This window comes from Streptomyces apocyni (genome assembly GCF_009739465.1).
Taxonomy (GTDB): Bacteria; Actinomycetota; Actinomycetes; order Streptomycetales; family Streptomycetaceae; genus Streptomyces; species Streptomyces apocyni.
The window spans coordinates 199,794-215,464 of the sequence record NZ_WHOM01000068.1; the positions used below are offsets into that span (position 1 = coordinate 199,794).

The window sequence follows — 15,671 nt, forward strand, 5'->3', positions numbered from 1 at the left end:
CATGAACGCCGGATCAGCGGGCAGTCAACGGCAGCGGACTCTCGTCACTCCGCTCAGCCACACACCCGCTCCCGGGGCGCACTCGGTCTCCCCGCTCGGCGATGTACCCGCCGGGTTCCCGTCCCCGCCGAACTCCTCAGCCGAAGGACACCATCATGCGCCGCGCACTGATCGTCGTAGATGTGCAGAACGACTTCTGCGAGGGTGGCAGCCTCGCGGTCCAGGGTGGCGCCGACGTCGCCGCCGCGATCACGGACCTGGTCGGCCAGACCGCCGGCGCCGGATACCAGTACGTGGTGGCCACCCGTGACCACCATGTGGACCCCGGCAGCCACTTCTCCGACACCCCGGACTTCCAGCACAGCTGGCCGCCGCACTGCGTGGCCGGTACGGAAGGCGTCGGCTTCCATCCGAACTTCGCCCCGGCCGTCGCCTCGGGTGCGATCGACACGGTTTTCGACAAGGGCGCCCATGACGCGGCGTACAGCGGCTTCGAAGGCGTGGACGAGAACGACGTACCGCTGGCCGACTGGCTGCGCGCGCACGAGGTCACCGAGGTCGATGTGGTCGGCATCGCCACCGACTACTGCGTACGGGCCACGGCTCTGGACGCGGCCCGCGAGGGCTTCCGTACGCAGGTGCTGCTGGACCTGACGGCCGGGGTCGCCAAGGAGAGCACGGAGCGGACGCTGGAGGAGCTCCGTGAGGCGGGAGTGGAGCTGTCTGGCAAGCCGGTGGTCTGAGCGGACTCAGCGGCGCTCAGGGCCGCTGAGTCCAGCCGCTCAGAGCCGCTGAGTCCAGCCGCTCAGGGGCCGCTGAGTCCGGTCGCTACGGGGTGGCGGGGTTCAGCAGGGCCCGGATCGGGTGCCACAGCTCGTGGGCCGCGTCCGGCGCCGTACGCCATATCAGCCCGTCCGGGTGATGCAGCACCGCCGTGACCTCGTCCGGTGTCGGCGGCTCGGTGTTGCCGCGCAGATAGACCGCCCGCAGGCCCAGGTTCCGCAGCCGGGTCAGGGCTCTGGCGCGGTTCGCGGCGTGCACCAGCACCCGCACCCTGCCGCCGTTCGTTCCGGGACTCGGCAGCGTCAGAGCCACCACCACGCTGCCGTTCGGGAGCTTACTGAAGCCTCCACCCGCCATCGCCAAATCACTCCCCCGTGAGATGTCGCGTCAATAAGCCAGTCACAGGACGCACCTAAACACGATCGGCCGCGACCCGCCAGAGGGTCTCGGTCGATCATGCTTTGACCTGCGACGATGCGAGGAATTCCGTTCGGAGGCGGACGCGGGCGGTCGCGTTCACGCCCCCTCGCCACCCCCGCGCGGTCCGGCGCTCGGGTGCCGGTGTCAATGAGCCGGGGAGCAGCGCGGCGCCGCCGGGCAGGCGCGCTCGTCTCGCCCACTGGACAGCCGAATGAGCCCCTGCGCCCCCCGTGCATCGGCACTGTGGGTTAGGTCACGCTTACATCTCGCTCACTCGGGAATCCAGCGGGAGAGAGACCCGAAGGCACGTCCAGCTGACGTACCAGCGACCTCAGCTGCCGCGACACCCCGTGCGCACCCCGTTCTGCCCCTGCCCTCCGAGGACCGGATAACGCCATGCCTCGTCCGACTGCCGCACAGTTCTCCTACGGTTTCGCCACCGTCATCTCCGCCACCCTCGCCCTGCTGCTGCTCTCCCACGCCACCTCGGCGCTCGGCATCGCCGCCATAGTCTGCGCCGCGCTCGGGCTCGGGCTGCTGGCTTCGGCGTTGGTGCCAGCGCCGAAGCCCGCGCCCGCGCCGCGCGCGGCGACGGCGGCGACGCGGGTGCCGGTGCGGCGCCTCCATACCGGGGCGGAGTCCCGCGTGGCCGAGCACTCCTTACGCAAGTAGGCGCCTGGGCGCCACCGCCTACGTACGCCCTGCGTCAGGCGTACGTGCTCGGCGTCAGGCGGTGCTGACCACGACCGTCTTCGCGGCCTTGTCGTGCAGGCCCTGCTTGTACGGCCTGTCGAAGAAGCTCCAGCCGCCACAGATGACCGTCCACAGCAGCCAGCAGCAGAAGGCGAACGGCAGCCACAGCACGGCGGCGCGGACCACCGATGTCTGCATGGCGGGCGTGGCGCCGTTGTCCAGGTTCGCCACGCGCAGCTTCATCAGCTGCTTGCCCAGCGTCTGGCCCGTCTTGGAGATCATGACGACGTCGTAGCCCATGTAGAGGATCGCCGTCAGCAGGGACCTGCCGAAGGACGAACCGGCCTCGACATCGTCGAGGTCCACGGAGCCCCAGCCGACGGCCCACAGCAGCAGAGCCGTCACCGCGCCGACGATCAGCATGTCGATGATGCGGGCCAGGACGCGCTTGCCGCTGTCGGCGAGCGGGGGCATGCCCGCCAGCGGGTCACTCGCGCCGCCGCCGTAGGGATCGCCGCCGTAGGGGGGTGGCGGTGGGGCGCCGAAGTCGCCGCCACCGGGTGGGGGTGGCGGCGGGGCGCCGCCGCCGTAGGGCGAGTCGTACGGGGAGCCGCCGCCGCTGGCGGGCGGTGGCTGCTTCTTGAACGGGTCGTCGTCCGGTGGCTGTCCCCGGCCCGGGGGCGGCGGTTCGCTGCTCATGGCCCGAGTCGATCGCGTACGTACGGGGGGCCGCAAGCGGCGGGGGCCAGACGGGGGACCGCGGGGGTGGCTATCCGGCCACGAAGGTGCGCGCGGCCTTGTCGTGCCAGCACTGCCGCCAGGGGCGGTCGAACAGGCACCAGGCGACGCCGAGTACGCCGACGACCAGGATGCCCGCCACGCTGTACACCAGCCAGCGACGCAGCGCGGCGCCGAACGACGGGGCCGCGTGCCCCTCGATGTCCCGTACGTCGAGCCCGCACAGCTTCTTGCCGAGGGTGCGGCCCCACTTCGCGGTCGGGAGGGCCTCGTACAGCACTCCGCAGACCAGCAGGACGCCGAGCACGATGCCGAGGTACGCGGCGGTCGTGCCGTCGAGCAGCCACACGGTGACCGTCTCGCCGGACAGCTTCGCCGCGTCGATCTTGCCGTTGACGTGGTCGAGTGCCCTGGTCGCCAGGGGGACGGCGGCGGCGCCGGTGACGGCGGCCAGTACGAGCGTGTCGATGAGCCGCGCCACCAGGCGCCTGCCGAGGCGTGCGGGCCTGGCCGATGCCTGGGCCCGCGCGGCCGCCAGGAAGGGGTCTTCGGTGACCGGCTTCCACGGCAGTACGGAATCCCCCTCGCCGCCCGGGCTCTGCGCCAGCTGGTGCACCTGCTGGGCCCAGGAGGCGGCGCCGCCTCCGGACCCGGAACTGAGCGGCGCACCGGACTGTGGGGGCTGCGGGGCGGGTGTGGTGCTCTGGGGGGTGGCGGTGCTCTGAGGGGTGGCGGTGCTCTGAGGGGTGGCGGTGCTCTGAGGGGTGGCGGGGGTGGTGGGCTGGGCGGGGGCGGTGGGCCGGGAGGGCTCGGTGGTCGTCGTGGGCGCCGCTGGCGTGGTCGGCGTGGTCGGCGTGCTCGGTGCGACGGTCGCCTGGGCGGCGGCGGGTGCGCCCTGCGCGGGCCGCGGTCCGGGCTCGGCGGAGGCGCCCGGCAGGCGGATGCCCATGGTGCCGTCGGCGACGGGCGGGGCGGGTTTGGGCGCGGCGGGGGACGCGGACTGAGGTGTGGCCTGGGGTGTGGCGGTGGCCTGGGGTGTGGCGGTGGCCTGTTCCGGGACCGTGGGCTCAACGGCGCGGGCCAGCCGAGGATCAGCCCCGGTCGGCGTGCCCCAGGCGACGCGGCGGTCCTGGTCGCCGCCGAAGCCGCCCTGGCGCGAGGCGTCGGCCTGCCAGACGGCGGTTTCCGGCCGGGTGGCGCCATCCCGTACGCCGGACGCCGCAGCGTCCCGTACCTCGGCGGCCGCGTCCCGTACCCCGGAAGCCGGGACCGGCTCCTCGTCGAAGAAGACCGGACCGGTCTCCTCCACCGGCGCCGCCGTCTGCTCGGGAACGGCCCGCGCGGTGTCCGCGGCGTCCACGCCCGGCGGCAGCGGCATCGGTTCACCCCCGGCCGGAGCGGGGCGGCTGGTCCCTGGCACCCAGGAGACCCCGTTCCAGTACCGGACATAGCCAGGAATGGAGGGGTCGGGGTAATAGCCTTGCCGGGCTCCGTTGTCGCCGTTGCCAGCGGGAGGCGCCACCATGTCCCCAACTCCGATCGTGAACAGCACAGTTGATCCGACCGCGGCACCCGACCTGGCCGACCTGCTGCCCGGCCTGCTGCCCTGCCTGGGCGGGCCACAGCGCCGGATCTCCCACGGTCCAAGGAGGACAGTAACGAAGACAGCCGCGCCGGGAGCACCGAGACCGCGATATACCCCGCGTACGAGCGAACGACAAGCCGTCCCAGGGCGCGGAAAAAACTTCAGAAAGTTCGGGAAAGTCGCGTAAGTGATCCGCTCCTGGGCGCTCTCACCTCGTACGAGCCCACGAAAGGGCCCGTGCAGAGACCGTCCAGCGAGAGGAAACACCCGATGCACACCGTGGTGGAACGCGAGCTTGAACTGAAGCTGGTGCTGTCGCCCGAGCGCAGCATCCCCGTCCCGGCCCGGCTCACCTACCGCACCGACGACCCGTACGCCGTGCACATCACCTTCCACATCGGCTCAGACCAGCCGGTCAACTGGACCTTCGCCCGTGAGCTGCTGGTGGAGGGCGTGTTCCGGCCGTGCGGGCACGGCGATGTCCGGGTCTGGCCGACGAAGTTCGACGGCCACAGCGTGGTCCTGATGGCGCTGAGCTCACCGGACGGCGAGGCGCTGCTCGAGGCGCCGACCGCCGCTGTGTCGGCCTGGCTGGAGCGCACCCTGCGGGCGGTGCCCCCGGGTTCTGAGTCCGAGCAGCTCGGGATCGACGACGGCCTGGCCGAGCTGCTCGCACCAGCGCCGGGCGGTCGTGACGAACTGTGGCTGCGCGACCCGTGGCCGTCGGACGAGTCGAAGGACGGAGAGTGAGTGGCACAGCGCGGGAGCGTGCGTGACAGACACGAGAGCCTGCGGGACCGAGCGGAAGAGCGGAGGTGTCACAGGACCTTGCCCGGGTTGAGGAGATGCAGCGGGTCGAACGTCTGCTTGATCCCCCGCTGCAACTCCACTCCCACCGGGCCGATCTCGCGGGCCAGCCATTCCTTCTTCAGTACACCCACGCCGTGTTCGCCGGTGATCGTGCCTCCGAGCGCCAGACCGAGGGCCATGATCGCGTCGAAGGACTCGCGGGCCCGCCGGGATTCGTCGGGGTCTGCCGCGTCGAAGCAGACGGTGGGGTGGGTGTTGCCGTCCCCCGCGTGCGCGCAGACACCGATGGTCAGGTCGTACTTCTCGGCGATGTCCGCGATGCCCTCCAGCATGGTGCCGAGCCGCGAGCGGGGCACGCAGACGTCGTCGATCATCGTGCTGCCCTTGACGGCCTCCAGCGCGGTGAGCGACAGCCGCCGGGCCTTGAGGAGGAGTTCGGACTCGGCCTGGTCGTCGGCCGGTACGACCTCGGTGGCTCCGGCGGCGGTGCAGAGCGCACCGACCGCGGCCAGGTCGGCGGCCGGGTCAGGGGTGTCGAAGGCGGCGAGCAGCAGGGCCTCGGTGGTGTCCGGGAGACCCATGTGCGCCAGGGCGTTGACGGCCTGGATCGTCGTACGGTCCATGAGTTCCAGGAGCGAGGGCACATGGCCGCGTTCCATGATGGCGCAGACGGCGTCGCAGGCGGCCGCCGCCGAGGCGAACTCGGCCGCGAGTACCAGCTGCGGGGGCGGCGCGGGCTTCAGGGCGAGCACCGCGCGGACCACGATGCCGAGGCTGCCCTCGGAGCCGACGAAGAGCCGGGTGAGGTCGTATCCGGCGACGCCCTTGGCGGTGCGGCGGCCGGTCTTCAGCAGGCGGCCGTCGGCCAGGACGACGTCGAGCCCGAGTACGTACTCGGCGGTGACGCCGTACTTCACACAGCACAGGCCGCCGGACGCGGTGCCGATGTTGCCGCCGATGGTGCACTGCTCCCAGCTGGAGGGGTCGGGCGGGTAGCAGAGGCCGTGGGGGGCGACCGCGTGGGAGAGCGCGGCGTTGACGACGCCTGGTTCGACGACGGCGATCCGGTCGACCGGGCTGATCTCCAGGATGCGGTCCATCTTGAGCAGCGACAGCACGATGCAGCCGTCGGAGGCGTTGGCGGCGCCGGACAGGCCGGTGCGCGCGCCCTGGGGGACGACCGGGACGCGCAGCGCGGTGGCCGTGCGCATGACGTGCTGGACCTGCTCGACGGAACGGGGCAGGACGACGACGGCCGGGATGCCAGCGGGGCAGAAGCTGGCCATGTCATGGGCGTACGCGGCGGTGACGTCCGGATCGGTGAGGACCGCGCCAGCGGGCAGCCCCGCGCGCAGCTGGGCGGCGATGTGGTCGGGGGCGGCGTTCATGATCTCAGCCTCGCACCCGGGGCCAACGGTGTGAACCCGTGGGCGAACCGCGTCGCGCGCCGCGATGTGCTCGTCGTATCGGTAGCGGGCTTGACGCACAGTGATCGCCATGGAGAACGAAGTGAGCGCCATGGAGAACGATCAGGGACAGCAGCCACCGCCGCGCCGTCTCTCCCGCAGGGTCAGGCGCGCCCTGATCGCCTCGGTCGCGGGCTCCGCGGTGCTCGCCGGAGTGCTGGTACTGGTCCCCGTGCTGCGGGACGACGGTCCACCGCCCGCGCTGGGCCCGAGCGGGCGGGCGATGGCGGCGGCCGGGGCGGGCGCGCCGGCGGCGCTGCCCGATCTGGCGGCGCTGATCCGCGACCGTACGGGGCATCTGCGGAAGCATCCGGGGGACGAGGAGTCCTGGGCGGTGCTGGGTTCCGCCTACGTCGAGCGGGGGCGGCGGACGGCCGACTACGCGGCGTACCCGAAGGCCGAGCGGGCGCTGCGCAGGTCGCTGGCGCTGCGGCCGGGCGAGGACGGCAACGTCGAGGCGCTGGCCGGACTCGCCGCGCTGGCCAACGCCCGGCACGAGTACCGGGCCGCCAGGAAATGGGGCGAGCTGGCCGTGAAGCGGTCGCCGAAGCGCTGGACGCTGTACCCGGTGCTGCTCGACACCTATCGCGGTCTGGGCGACCGCAAGGCGGCGGGCCGGGCCCTGGAGCGGTTGCGGGAGCTGCGGTCGGGGTCGGTGGTGCTGGCGTCCGCGGCGCGGGTGTTCCAGGGCCGTGGGTGGCGCGAGGACGCGGCGGCGGCCGCGGCGGACGCGGTGGCGCTCGCCGAGACACCGGCCGAGCGGGCGGCGCGGCTGCACCGGCTTGGCGAGCTCGCGTGGGAGCGGGGGGAACCGGCCGAGGGGCTGCGGTACTTCAGGGCGGCGCTGCGCGCGGAGCCCGGTCACCATCCCTCGCTGGCCGGGGAGGGCCGGGCGCTGGCGTCGCTGGGCCGTGGGCAGGCGGCGCTGGCGAGCTATGAGGCGGCGTTGGCCAGGCACCCACTGCCGAACTACCTGCTGGAGCTGGGCGAGTTGCAGGAGTCGCTGGGGAGGGAGTCGGCTGCCCGGGTCCAGTACGACATCCTGCGCGGGCGGGTCGAGCAGGGCAGCGGTGTGGGGATCAACGAGGCGCTGGTGCTTGGCCGGTTCGAGGCGGACCACGGCGACGCGGACGCGGCGGTGCGGCGGCTCACCGCCGAGTACAAGCGGCACCCGGGGCACGAGGTGGCGGACGCGCTGGGGTGGGCGCTGCACCGCGCGGGCGATCATGAGAAGGCCGCCGGATACGCCAAGAAGGCGCTGGACAAGGGCCCGCGCAGTGCCCTGTTCCTCTACCACCGGGGCGAGATCGAGCGGTCCCTGGGGCGGGACGGCTCCGCCCGCCGCCACCTGACCGCGGCGCTGCGCGTCAACCCGTACTTCTCGCCGCTGCACGCGCCGTTGGCGCGGCTGGCACTGGAGGCCCTGGGCGAGCCGTCTTCGGGGCCCGCTCCGGAGCGGCCGACGACGCCGACGCCGCTGCCCGCGCGTGAGACGTGAGGGCTGCGGCGGCGTGGGACGACGGAGGGGGCGGGGGGGGGACGGAGGGGACGGGGCGACGTACACACCGCGGCCCCACGGGTCAGAGTCCATGGGGCCGCGGGGGTTGTGGGGGCTGCGGAGGCCCTTGAGGCTAACGCTCGCTGGTCAGAGGTTGCCGCGCTTGGCCTGCTCGCGCTCGATCGCCTCGAAGAGCGCCTTGAAGTTGCCCTTGCCGAAGCCCATCGAGCCATGCCGCTCGATCATCTCGAAGAAGACGGTCGGCCGGTCCTGGACGGGCTTGGTGAAGATCTGCAGCAGATAGCCGTCCTCATCGCGGTCGACAAGGATCTTCAGCTCGCGCAGGGTCTCCACGGGCACCCGGGTCTCGCCCGCCCACTCGCCGAGCGTGTCGTAGTACGAGTCGGGGACGTCCAGGAACCGGACGCCCGCCGCGCGCATGGTGCGCACCGTCGAGACGATGTCGTTGGTGGCGAGCGCCATGTGCTGGACGCCGGGGCCGCCGTAGAACTCCAGGTACTCGTCGATCTGCGACTTCTTCTTCGCGATCGCCGGTTCGTTGATCGGGAACTTCACCTTCTTGGTGCCGTCGGCCACGACCTTGGACATCAGAGCCGAGTACTCGGTCGCGATGTCGTCGCCCACGAACTCCTTCATGTTCGTGAAGCCCATGACCTTGTTGTAGAAGGCACACCACTCGTTCATCTTGCCGAGCTCGACGTTGCCGACGCAGTGGTCGATGGCCTGGAAGGTGCGCTTGGCCGGGGGCTCGACGAGCGGCTCGGCGGAGACGAAGCCGGGCAGGTAGGGGCCGTCGTAGCCGCTGCGGTCCACCAGCGTGTGGCGGGTCTCGCCGTATGTGGCGATGGCGGCGAGTACGACCGTGCCGTGCTCGTCCTTGACTTCGTACGGCTCGGCGACCGAGGTGGCGCCGTGCTCGACGGCGTAGGCGTACGCGGCGCGGGCGTCCGGGACCTCGATGGCGAGGTCGATGACGCCGTCGCCGTGCGCGGCGACATGGCCCTCGAGGAAGCGGCCCCAGTCGGTGCTCGCCTTGATGACGGAGGTGAGGACGAACCGGGCGGCGCCGTTCTCCAGGACGTAACTGGCGGTCTCGCGGCTGCCGTTCTCCGGTCCGGAGTACGCGACGAGCTTCATGCCGAAGGCGGTCGAGTAGTAGTGCGCGGCCTGTTTGGCGTTGCCCACGGCGAAGACGACCGCGTCCATTCCCTTGACCGGGAAGGGGTCGGCCTGCCGTGCGGTGTCAGGGGTTTCCTGGATGGTCTCACTCATAGCCGCAGCGTCCCTCTGTTCCACAAGGTGCGCAATAGTTGGCAGAAACACTGGGCAATCTGTCCAGTGAGCAGCCCGTACGATCGGGCTATCTGTGCAGGATGACCACTGGGAGTGTGATCCAGGCCATGTCCATCGACGCACTGGACGGCAGGCTGCTCGTTCTGCTGGCGCGCGAGCCCAGGATCGGCGTACTGGAGGCGTCGCGGCGACTGGGCGTGGCGCGCGGCACGGTCCAGGCACGCCTGGACCGACTCCAGTCGAACGGAGTCATCCGCGGCTTCGGCCCGAACGTCGACCCAGCCGCGCTTGGCTACCCGGTCACGGCCTTCGCGACGCTGGAGATCAAACAGGGCCAGGGCGCGGACGTCCGGGCACACCTGAGCGGCGTCCCGGAGGTCCTTGAACTGCACACCACGACGGGGCACGGGGACATGCTCTGCCGCCTGGTAGCGCGGTCCAACGCCGACCTCCAACGGGTGATCGACCGCGTCGTCGGCTTCGAGGGCATCGTCCGCGCCTCCACCGCGATCGTGATGGAGAACCCGGTCCCCCTGCGCATCATCCCGCTGGTGGAACAGGCGTCGTCCGCGGACGGCTAGCCAGCGACAGGACGGATCGAACATCAGAACAGAGAGTCATTACATCGTGACATTTGGCTTGCGCATCAAGATGCGAGGCTTCTACTCTGGTGTGTATGAGAACCACCGTCGATCTCCCCCAGGACCTGATCCAGGAAGCCAAGCTGCGCGCCGCACGCAGGCGCGTGACCGTGAGTGCGGTGATAGAGGATGCGATGCGGGCGTCGTTCGCGCGGGATGTGAACGCGGCGCAGACCATCGCCAAGCTCACAACGGACCCCGGTAGCGGCGGCCCCCGCCCCGGGATCAACCTGGACGACAACGTGTCCGTCCGCGATGTCATGGACGGCCTCGAATGATCCTGTGCGATGTCAATGTCCTCGTCTACGCCTTTCGCGAGGACAGCAAGGACCACGATCGGTACCACGCGTGGCTGCTGAATCGCCTGCGCGGCGACGAGCCGGTGGCGTACAACAGCGTGATCGACAGCGGCTTCCTCCGGATCGTCACACACCCCCGGATCTACCAGCCGCCGAGCGAGCCGGAAACCGCCTTCACCTTCCTCCAGGACGTCCGTGACGCACCCGTCGCGGCGTCACTGACGGAGGGCCCGCGACACTGGGGCATTTTCGAGCGCCTGTGCCGCGGCGCGGGCGCCCGGGGCAATCTCGTACCCGATGCCTACATCGCGGCCCTGGCCATCGAGTCCGGAGCCACGCTCTACTCCGCCGACCGCGGCTTCGCCCGGTTCCCCGGGCTGCGGTGGCGGCATCCGCTGGAGGACGACTGAGCCGCTCGCGAAGACAGGCTCTCAGCAGCTGGGGACCGCGTCGCCGGTCTCCAGCGCGCGCAGCGCGTCCACGGTCCCCGTCAGGGTTCTGACGGGGATCAGTCGCAGCCCGTCCGGCAGTTCGCCCTTGGCTTCCGCGCACTCCGCCTCGGGTACGAGAAAGACCGTGGCGCCGTCCCGCCTGGCGGCCTGCGTCTTCAGTGAGACCCCGCCGACCGCGCCGACCCGGCCGTCCTCGGTGATGGTGCCCGTACCGGCGATGCTGCGGCCGCCGGTGAGGTCGCCGCCGGTGCCGTCGCCGTCCAGCTTGTCGACGATGCCGAGAGCGAAGAGCAGCCCGGCACTGGGTCCGCCGACGTCGGCGAGTTCCAGCTCGACCTTCACGTCCTTGGCCCGATCGCCCAGGTACCCGAGCGCCGCCGTGACCGCCGCGTCCTGGGACTTCCGCATCTCGCTGATGTTGTGCTGCTGGATTTCCTTGGTCGTGTCGCCGCTGGGATAGACCGCGTCGCGCGGCATCACGGCGCGGTCCGTACGGAACCAGCCGTCCAGCACATCGCCGAAGTCGATACGGGCGTCAGGGCCGGTCGCGAGGATCGTCGTCATCCGCAGCTCACCGCTGGGCTCGCGGGTGGGCGCGCCGCTGATCGTGATCACCGGGTCGCCGTTGTTCTCGCCCAGTACGTCCGCGGTCGCGCCGGGCTGCGCCACAGCGAACGGCAGTGGCGCGAGGCCCGCGGTCGCCAGCAGGGCCACGAAGGGGAGGGCGCAGAGGGCGAGGGCCTTGGGGCGTGAGAGACGAGAGAGCACGGGTTCAACCTATAACCACGGCCGAAACGAGCCATCCCGCACTCCCCAGCACGACAGCCCCGCACTCCCCAGCACGAGAGCCCCGCAACCTCAGCGCAGCGCCCTCCGGAACCTCAGCGCAGCGCCTCCGCGACCTCGCGAGCCGCGTCCAGCACCCGCCCGCCGACCCGCTCCGGCACCGAGTCCGCGAGCATCACCACGCCCACGCTGCCCTCGATCCCGGTCACCCCGAGCAGCGGCGCGGCCGCCCCGCTCGCCCCGGCCTCCAGTTCGCCGTGGGTGAGGGTGAAGCCGGGGTCGTCCAGCGTGCCCTGCCGGGCGGAGAGGATCGCCTTACCCGCGGCGCCCCGGTCCAGCGGGTGCCGGAAGCCGGTGCGGTACGCGACGTGGTAGTCCGTCCAGGTGGGCTCGACGACCGCGACGGCCAGCGCTTCGGTACCGTCGACCAGCGTGAGGTGAGCGGTGGCCCCTATGTCCTCGGCCAGCGACCTGAGCGCGGGCAGCGCGGCCTCCCGTACCAGCGGGTGCACCTGACGCCCGAGCCGCAGCACGCCCAGCCCGACCCGGGCGCGGCCGCCGAGGTCACGCCGCACGAGAGCGTGCTGTTCGAGCGTGGCGAGCAGGCGGTACACGACGGTGCGGTTCACACCGAGCTTGTTGGACAGCTCGGTCACGGTCAGCCCGTGGTCGGTGTCGGCCAGCAGCTTGAGGACACGCAGTCCCCGGTCGAGCGTCTGGGAGGTCTCCGCGGTCACGACGCCCTCTCCTTAGTGGTGAGTCGCGACGGCCCTCTCCGCGGCGGGCGTCCCCCGCCAAGCGGGGTACCCCGTCACCGGTGCCGTCGGTGACGCGCGTCGAGAGGCCGCCGGGCGATAGCGGGGCTCCGGGCGGCGGGCCGCCCGGCAGCGCTGAGCACCGGCTGCGCTCCGCGGCGGCGCTGCCACGGGGCGTGTGCGTTGCGGGGACAGTAGCGAGCCAGTCCGCTCAGCGGAAGACTCCGTCCAGAATCCGGGCACACAAAATGCGAACTCCAGACGTCGGGGCACGACTGATGCCCGTTATGCGACCCACATAACGGGCATCAGTCGTTCAACCAGACAGCGACCTGTCAGCGCACCCACGCGGCACTCACACCGCACCCGCGCAGCACCCACACGGCACCCACACCGCAACCCGCACGGCATCCGGACACAGTGACCGTCACCGTCACCGTCACCGCATCCGCGTCGCCCACTCCTGGACCTTCGCGATCCGCTGCCGGATCTGCCCGGCCGTCGCCTCCGCGCTGGGCGGGCCGCCGCACACCCGGCGCAGCTCGGTGTGGATCACACCGTGCGGTTTGCCGGACTGGTGGGTGTACGCGCTGACCATGGTGTTGAGCTGCTTCCTCAGTTCGAGCAGCTCCTTGTGGCTGACCACCGGGCGCCGGTCGGCGGGCAGTTCGAGCAGATCCGCCTCGTCATCCGGCTTCTTACGGCTGTGGGCGATCTGCCGCGCCTGCCGCTTCTGGAGCAGCATCTGCACCTGGTCGGGTTCGAGCAGTCCCGGAATGCCGAGGTAGTCCTGCTCCTCCTCGCTGCCGGGGTGCGCCTGCATCCCGAACTCCGCGCCGTCGTACAGCACCCGGTCGAAGACGGCGTCCGACTCCAGCGCCTCGAAGGGCAGCGTGTCCTGCTCGCCGGTGTCCTCGTCCTGCTCCTTGTTCGCCTCGTCCATCTCCTTCTCGGACTCGGCGTACGGGTCTTCGTCCTCCCCGCCCTTCTTCGGCTTGTCGAGTACGTGGTCGCGCTCGACCTCCATCTCGTTGGCGAAGCCGAGCAGGTCGGGGATGGTCGGCAGGAACACGGACGCGGTCTCGCCGCGCCGCCGGGACCGTACGAAACGCCCGACGGCCTGGGCGAAGAACAACGGGGTCGAGATGGTCGTGGCGTACACACCGACCGCGAGACGCGGCACGTCCACGCCCTCGGACACCATCCGGACCGCGACCATCCACCGGTCATGGCTGTGACTGAACTCGTCGATCCGGTCGGACGCGCCGTTGTCGTCGGACAGCACCAGGGTGGCCTTGGTGCCGGTGATCTCGCGGATCAGCTTGGCGTACGCGCGCGCCGAGTCCTGGTCGGAGGCGATGACCAGGCCGCCCGCGTCCGGGATGCCCTTCCGTACCTCGGTGAGCCGCTGGTCGGCGGCGCGCAGCACGTTCGGCATCCAGTCGCCGCGCGGGTCCAGGGCGGTACGCCAGGCCTGCGACACGGCGTCCTTGGTCATCGGCTCGCCGAGCCGGGCGGCGATCTCGTCACCGGCCTTCGTACGCCACCGCATCTGCCCGCTGTAGGACAGGAAGATGACGGGTCGCACGACGCCGTCGCCGAGCGCGTTCCCGTAGCCGTAGGTGTAGTCGGCCGATGAGCGGCGGATGCCGTCGTTGCCCTCCTCGTACGCGACGAAGGGGATGGGGTTGGTGTCCGAGCGGAACGGCGTACCGGTCAGCGCGAGTCGCCGGGTGGCGGGCTCGAAGGCCTCCAGACAGGCCTCGCCCCACGACTTGGAGTCACCGGCGTGGTGGATCTCGTCCAGGATGACGAGAGTCTTGCGCTGCTCGACGCGGTTGCGGTGCAGCATCGGCCGTACGCCCACGCCCGCGTAGGTGACGGCGACGCCGTGGTACTCCTTGCTGAGCGGGCCCGCGCTGTACTCCGGGTCCAGCTTGATACCTATCCGGGCGGCCGCCTCCGCCCACTGCTTCTTCAGGTGCTCGGTCGGCGCGACCACCGTGACCTGCTGCACGACGTGGTGGTGCAGCAGCCAGGAGGCGAGGGTGAGCGCGAACGTCGTCTTCCCGGCGCCGGGCGTCGCGACGGCGAGGAAGTCCCGTGGCTGCTCCTGGATATACCTGTCCATGGCGCCCTGCTGCCAGGCACGCAGCTTTCCGGCCGTACCCCAGGGGGCACGACCGGGGAAGGCGGGAGAGAGGTGGTGGGACGCGGCGGTGGCGGTAGTAGTCACGGTCTCCGGTTCGGGTCTGGCTCGGCTACGTATGACAACCGGGCCACCTTACCGGTGAGCTCACGCCGTCCCCGGCGGCCCCGGCGAGAACCGCCGGGGTGCGGCGCAGCTCACATCGCGCGGTTCGGCGCCTTCACGCGTGCGACGGGGTCTGTTCACTCGCCGAGCCGCCGCAGGAGCTCAGCGTTTTCCTCGGCGTACCAAGCGGCCGTCTTCCGCACCAGGTCACCCTTGGCGTGTAGAGGGCGCCGCACCGCCTCGTGCGCCACTGCGGCGACCGGACGGCCTTGTGCATCCGCGAGCGCGGTGCGGCAGCTACACGTCGCTGCCAGCGCTGCCGCCGGTGCCACCGTTTCCGGGGCTGTTGCTCGGCTCGGGGTAGTCCAGGAAGCGGCTGAAGGTCTCGGTGCCGGTCTTGCCCTTCTCCCAGGTGACGGTGAGCGTGTCGCCGCCGGTGAAGACGAGGTTGCCGTACATCTCCTTCTTGTCCTTCTCGCAGATCAGCCCGATGCGGTAGCTGCGGCCCGGCTCGATGACCTTGCGCAGTCCGGTGCAGCGTCCGCCCGCGAGCAGGGACACCGAGGGCTGCGTCGGCTTCTCGGAGTCCGGGCTCGCGCGCAGCCCGAGGATGCCGCTGCCGGTGTCCGACCGCCAGAATCCGACGAGGGTGGTGCCGGTGATGCCGGGGCGGGGCTTGTCGTCCTGGGTCGCGCCGTCGTCGGGCTCGTCGCCGTACGGGTCGTCGTCCTCCGGGTCGGGCTCAGGGACGCTCAGGCTGGGGCTGGGGGTCGTACGGGGGGTCGGGCTCTCGCTGCTCTCGGCGACCGACTTGCCGCTCCCGTCGTCGCCAGGGCCCACCGCGAACCAGACCCCGCCGCCGATCACCAGCACCGCCAGCAGTGCCAGCGCGGCGACACCGATCACCAGGCCGGTTTTGCGTCCGTTACCGGGCGAGCCGGACGAGCCGTACGGGGGCGGAGGGGTGGGTGGGTAGGTGCCGTAGGGGGGTGGCTGTTGTGGGCCGTAGGGCTGTTGGCCGTACGGCTGTTGCTGGCCGTAGCCCTGGCCGGGCGTGCCGTACGGTCCCGGCGGCGGGCCGAACCCACCGCCGCCCGACGACGGTTGCTCGGGCGGCTGGGTCATGGCGGTCCCTCCCCATTGCTTTCGGGACGGCGCTGCGCCAACCCGAATTCCC

Annotated in this window: 16 protein-coding genes; 7 read left to right on the forward strand and 9 right to left on the reverse strand. The window is 71.3% G+C overall.

Annotated features, from left to right (window positions below):
- Window positions 1-155: 155 nt before the first annotated feature.
- Complete coding sequence (locus GCN81_RS24770; protein ID WP_156726674.1) at window positions 156-743, forward strand: nicotinamidase; 588 nt, start codon at window positions 156-158, stop codon at window positions 741-743.
- Window positions 744-828: 85 nt separating this feature from the next.
- Here the strand turns inward: GCN81_RS24770 and GCN81_RS24775 are convergent, their stop codons facing one another.
- Window positions 829-1,140: a hypothetical protein gene (locus GCN81_RS24775; RefSeq protein ID WP_156726675.1), complete on the reverse strand. Its 312-nt coding sequence runs from the start codon at window positions 1,138-1,140 to the stop codon at window positions 829-831.
- Between the two features lie 459 nt (window positions 1,141-1,599).
- On the opposite strand from GCN81_RS24775, the gene GCN81_RS24780 reads away from it, so the two are divergent.
- Entirely contained in the window at window positions 1,600-1,875 is a 276-nt protein-coding gene (locus tag GCN81_RS24780) for a hypothetical protein (RefSeq protein ID WP_156726676.1), read from the forward strand.
- 54 nt (window positions 1,876-1,929) lie between these two features.
- On the opposite strand, the gene GCN81_RS24785 is transcribed toward GCN81_RS24780, so the two are convergent.
- Both GCN81_RS24785 and GCN81_RS24790 read right to left on the reverse strand, forming a co-directional pair.
- Entirely contained in the window at window positions 1,930-2,595 is a 666-nt protein-coding gene (locus GCN81_RS24785) for an RDD family protein (protein WP_156726677.1), read from the reverse strand.
- Window positions 2,596-2,665: 70 nt separating this feature from the next.
- Window positions 2,666-4,159, reverse strand: a complete 1,494-nt coding sequence (locus GCN81_RS24790; protein WP_156726678.1) for an RDD family protein — start codon at window positions 4,157-4,159, stop codon at window positions 2,666-2,668.
- A gap of 330 nt (window positions 4,160-4,489) precedes the next feature.
- Here GCN81_RS24790 and GCN81_RS24795 point away from each other — a divergent pair, with 330 nt between their 5' ends.
- Window positions 4,490-4,969 (forward strand): SsgA family sporulation/cell division regulator, encoded by a 480-nt coding sequence (locus tag GCN81_RS24795; protein WP_156726679.1) that lies wholly within the window; start codon window positions 4,490-4,492, stop codon window positions 4,967-4,969.
- Between the two features lie 68 nt (window positions 4,970-5,037).
- On the opposite strand, the gene GCN81_RS24800 is transcribed toward GCN81_RS24795, so the two are convergent.
- Entirely contained in the window at window positions 5,038-6,417 is a 1,380-nt protein-coding gene (locus tag GCN81_RS24800) for an FAD-binding oxidoreductase (RefSeq protein WP_156726680.1), read from the reverse strand.
- Window positions 6,418-6,526: 109 nt separating this feature from the next.
- Here GCN81_RS24800 and GCN81_RS24805 point away from each other — a divergent pair, with 109 nt between their 5' ends.
- Window positions 6,527-7,993, forward strand: a complete 1,467-nt coding sequence (locus GCN81_RS24805; protein ID WP_231626943.1) for a tetratricopeptide repeat protein — start codon at window positions 6,527-6,529, stop codon at window positions 7,991-7,993.
- Between the two features lie 147 nt (window positions 7,994-8,140).
- Here GCN81_RS24805 and hppD read toward each other — a convergent pair whose 3' ends face one another.
- On the reverse strand, window positions 8,141-9,286 hold the full coding sequence (gene hppD, locus GCN81_RS24810) for a 4-hydroxyphenylpyruvate dioxygenase (RefSeq protein WP_156726681.1): 1,146 nt from the start codon (window positions 9,284-9,286) through the stop codon (window positions 8,141-8,143).
- Between the two features lie 128 nt (window positions 9,287-9,414).
- On the opposite strand from hppD, the gene GCN81_RS24815 reads away from it, so the two are divergent.
- The 3 genes from GCN81_RS24815 (at window position 9,415) to GCN81_RS24825 (ending at window position 10,657) form a co-directional block, all read left to right on the forward strand.
- Entirely contained in the window at window positions 9,415-9,888 is a 474-nt protein-coding gene (locus tag GCN81_RS24815) for an Lrp/AsnC family transcriptional regulator (RefSeq protein ID WP_156726746.1), read from the forward strand.
- A 95-nt stretch (window positions 9,889-9,983) separates the two neighbouring features.
- A complete protein-coding gene (locus GCN81_RS24820; RefSeq protein WP_156726682.1) occupies window positions 9,984-10,226 on the forward strand; it encodes a DUF2191 domain-containing protein in 243 nt (80 codons plus the stop codon).
- Complete coding sequence (locus GCN81_RS24825; RefSeq protein ID WP_156726683.1) at window positions 10,223-10,657, forward strand: type II toxin-antitoxin system VapC family toxin; 435 nt, start codon at window positions 10,223-10,225, stop codon at window positions 10,655-10,657. The genes GCN81_RS24820 and GCN81_RS24825 overlap by 4 nt, the downstream gene beginning before the upstream one ends.
- 21 nt (window positions 10,658-10,678) lie before the next feature.
- Here GCN81_RS24825 and GCN81_RS24830 read toward each other — a convergent pair whose 3' ends face one another.
- The 4 genes from GCN81_RS24830 to GCN81_RS24845 form a co-directional block, all read right to left on the reverse strand.
- Window positions 10,679-11,467: a S16 family serine protease gene (locus GCN81_RS24830; RefSeq protein WP_156726684.1), complete on the reverse strand. Its 789-nt coding sequence runs from the start codon at window positions 11,465-11,467 to the stop codon at window positions 10,679-10,681.
- Between the two features lie 113 nt (window positions 11,468-11,580).
- On the reverse strand, window positions 11,581-12,222 hold the full coding sequence (locus GCN81_RS24835; protein WP_156726685.1) for an IclR family transcriptional regulator: 642 nt from the start codon (window positions 12,220-12,222) through the stop codon (window positions 11,581-11,583).
- A 457-nt stretch (window positions 12,223-12,679) separates the two neighbouring features.
- Window positions 12,680-14,476, reverse strand: a complete 1,797-nt coding sequence (locus tag GCN81_RS24840) for a DEAD/DEAH box helicase (protein WP_156726686.1) — start codon at window positions 14,474-14,476, stop codon at window positions 12,680-12,682.
- Window positions 14,477-14,791: 315 nt separating this feature from the next.
- On the reverse strand, window positions 14,792-15,619 hold the full coding sequence (locus GCN81_RS24845; protein ID WP_156726687.1) for a hypothetical protein: 828 nt from the start codon (window positions 15,617-15,619) through the stop codon (window positions 14,792-14,794).
- Between the last annotated feature and the right edge of the window lie 52 nt (window positions 15,620-15,671).

Excerpts from the sequence above, each read along its gene's own strand:
- GCN81_RS24770 (WP_156726674.1), top strand. The coding sequence starts at position 156 with ATGCGCCGCGCACTGATCGTCGTAGATGTGCAGAACGACTTCTGCGAG.
- GCN81_RS24775 (WP_156726675.1), bottom strand. The coding sequence starts at position 1,140 with ATGGCGGGTGGAGGCTTCAGTAAGCTCCCGAACGGCAGCGTGGTGGTG.
- GCN81_RS24780 (WP_156726676.1), top strand. The coding sequence starts at position 1,600 with ATGCCTCGTCCGACTGCCGCACAGTTCTCCTACGGTTTCGCCACCGTC.
- GCN81_RS24785 (WP_156726677.1), bottom strand. The coding sequence starts at position 2,595 with ATGAGCAGCGAACCGCCGCCCCCGGGCCGGGGACAGCCACCGGACGAC.
- GCN81_RS24790 (WP_156726678.1), bottom strand. The coding sequence starts at position 4,159 with ATGGTGGCGCCTCCCGCTGGCAACGGCGACAACGGAGCCCGGCAAGGC.
- GCN81_RS24795 (WP_156726679.1), top strand. The coding sequence starts at position 4,490 with ATGCACACCGTGGTGGAACGCGAGCTTGAACTGAAGCTGGTGCTGTCG.
- GCN81_RS24800 (WP_156726680.1), bottom strand. The coding sequence starts at position 6,417 with ATGAACGCCGCCCCCGACCACATCGCCGCCCAGCTGCGCGCGGGGCTG.
- GCN81_RS24805 (WP_231626943.1), top strand. The coding sequence starts at position 6,527 with ATGGAGAACGAAGTGAGCGCCATGGAGAACGATCAGGGACAGCAGCCA.
- hppD (WP_156726681.1), bottom strand. The coding sequence starts at position 9,286 with ATGAGTGAGACCATCCAGGAAACCCCTGACACCGCACGGCAGGCCGAC.
- GCN81_RS24815 (WP_156726746.1), top strand. The coding sequence starts at position 9,415 with ATGTCCATCGACGCACTGGACGGCAGGCTGCTCGTTCTGCTGGCGCGC.
- GCN81_RS24820 (WP_156726682.1), top strand. The coding sequence starts at position 9,984 with ATGAGAACCACCGTCGATCTCCCCCAGGACCTGATCCAGGAAGCCAAG.
- GCN81_RS24825 (WP_156726683.1), top strand. The coding sequence starts at position 10,223 with ATGATCCTGTGCGATGTCAATGTCCTCGTCTACGCCTTTCGCGAGGAC.
- GCN81_RS24845 (WP_156726687.1), bottom strand. The coding sequence starts at position 15,619 with ATGACCCAGCCGCCCGAGCAACCGTCGTCGGGCGGCGGTGGGTTCGGC.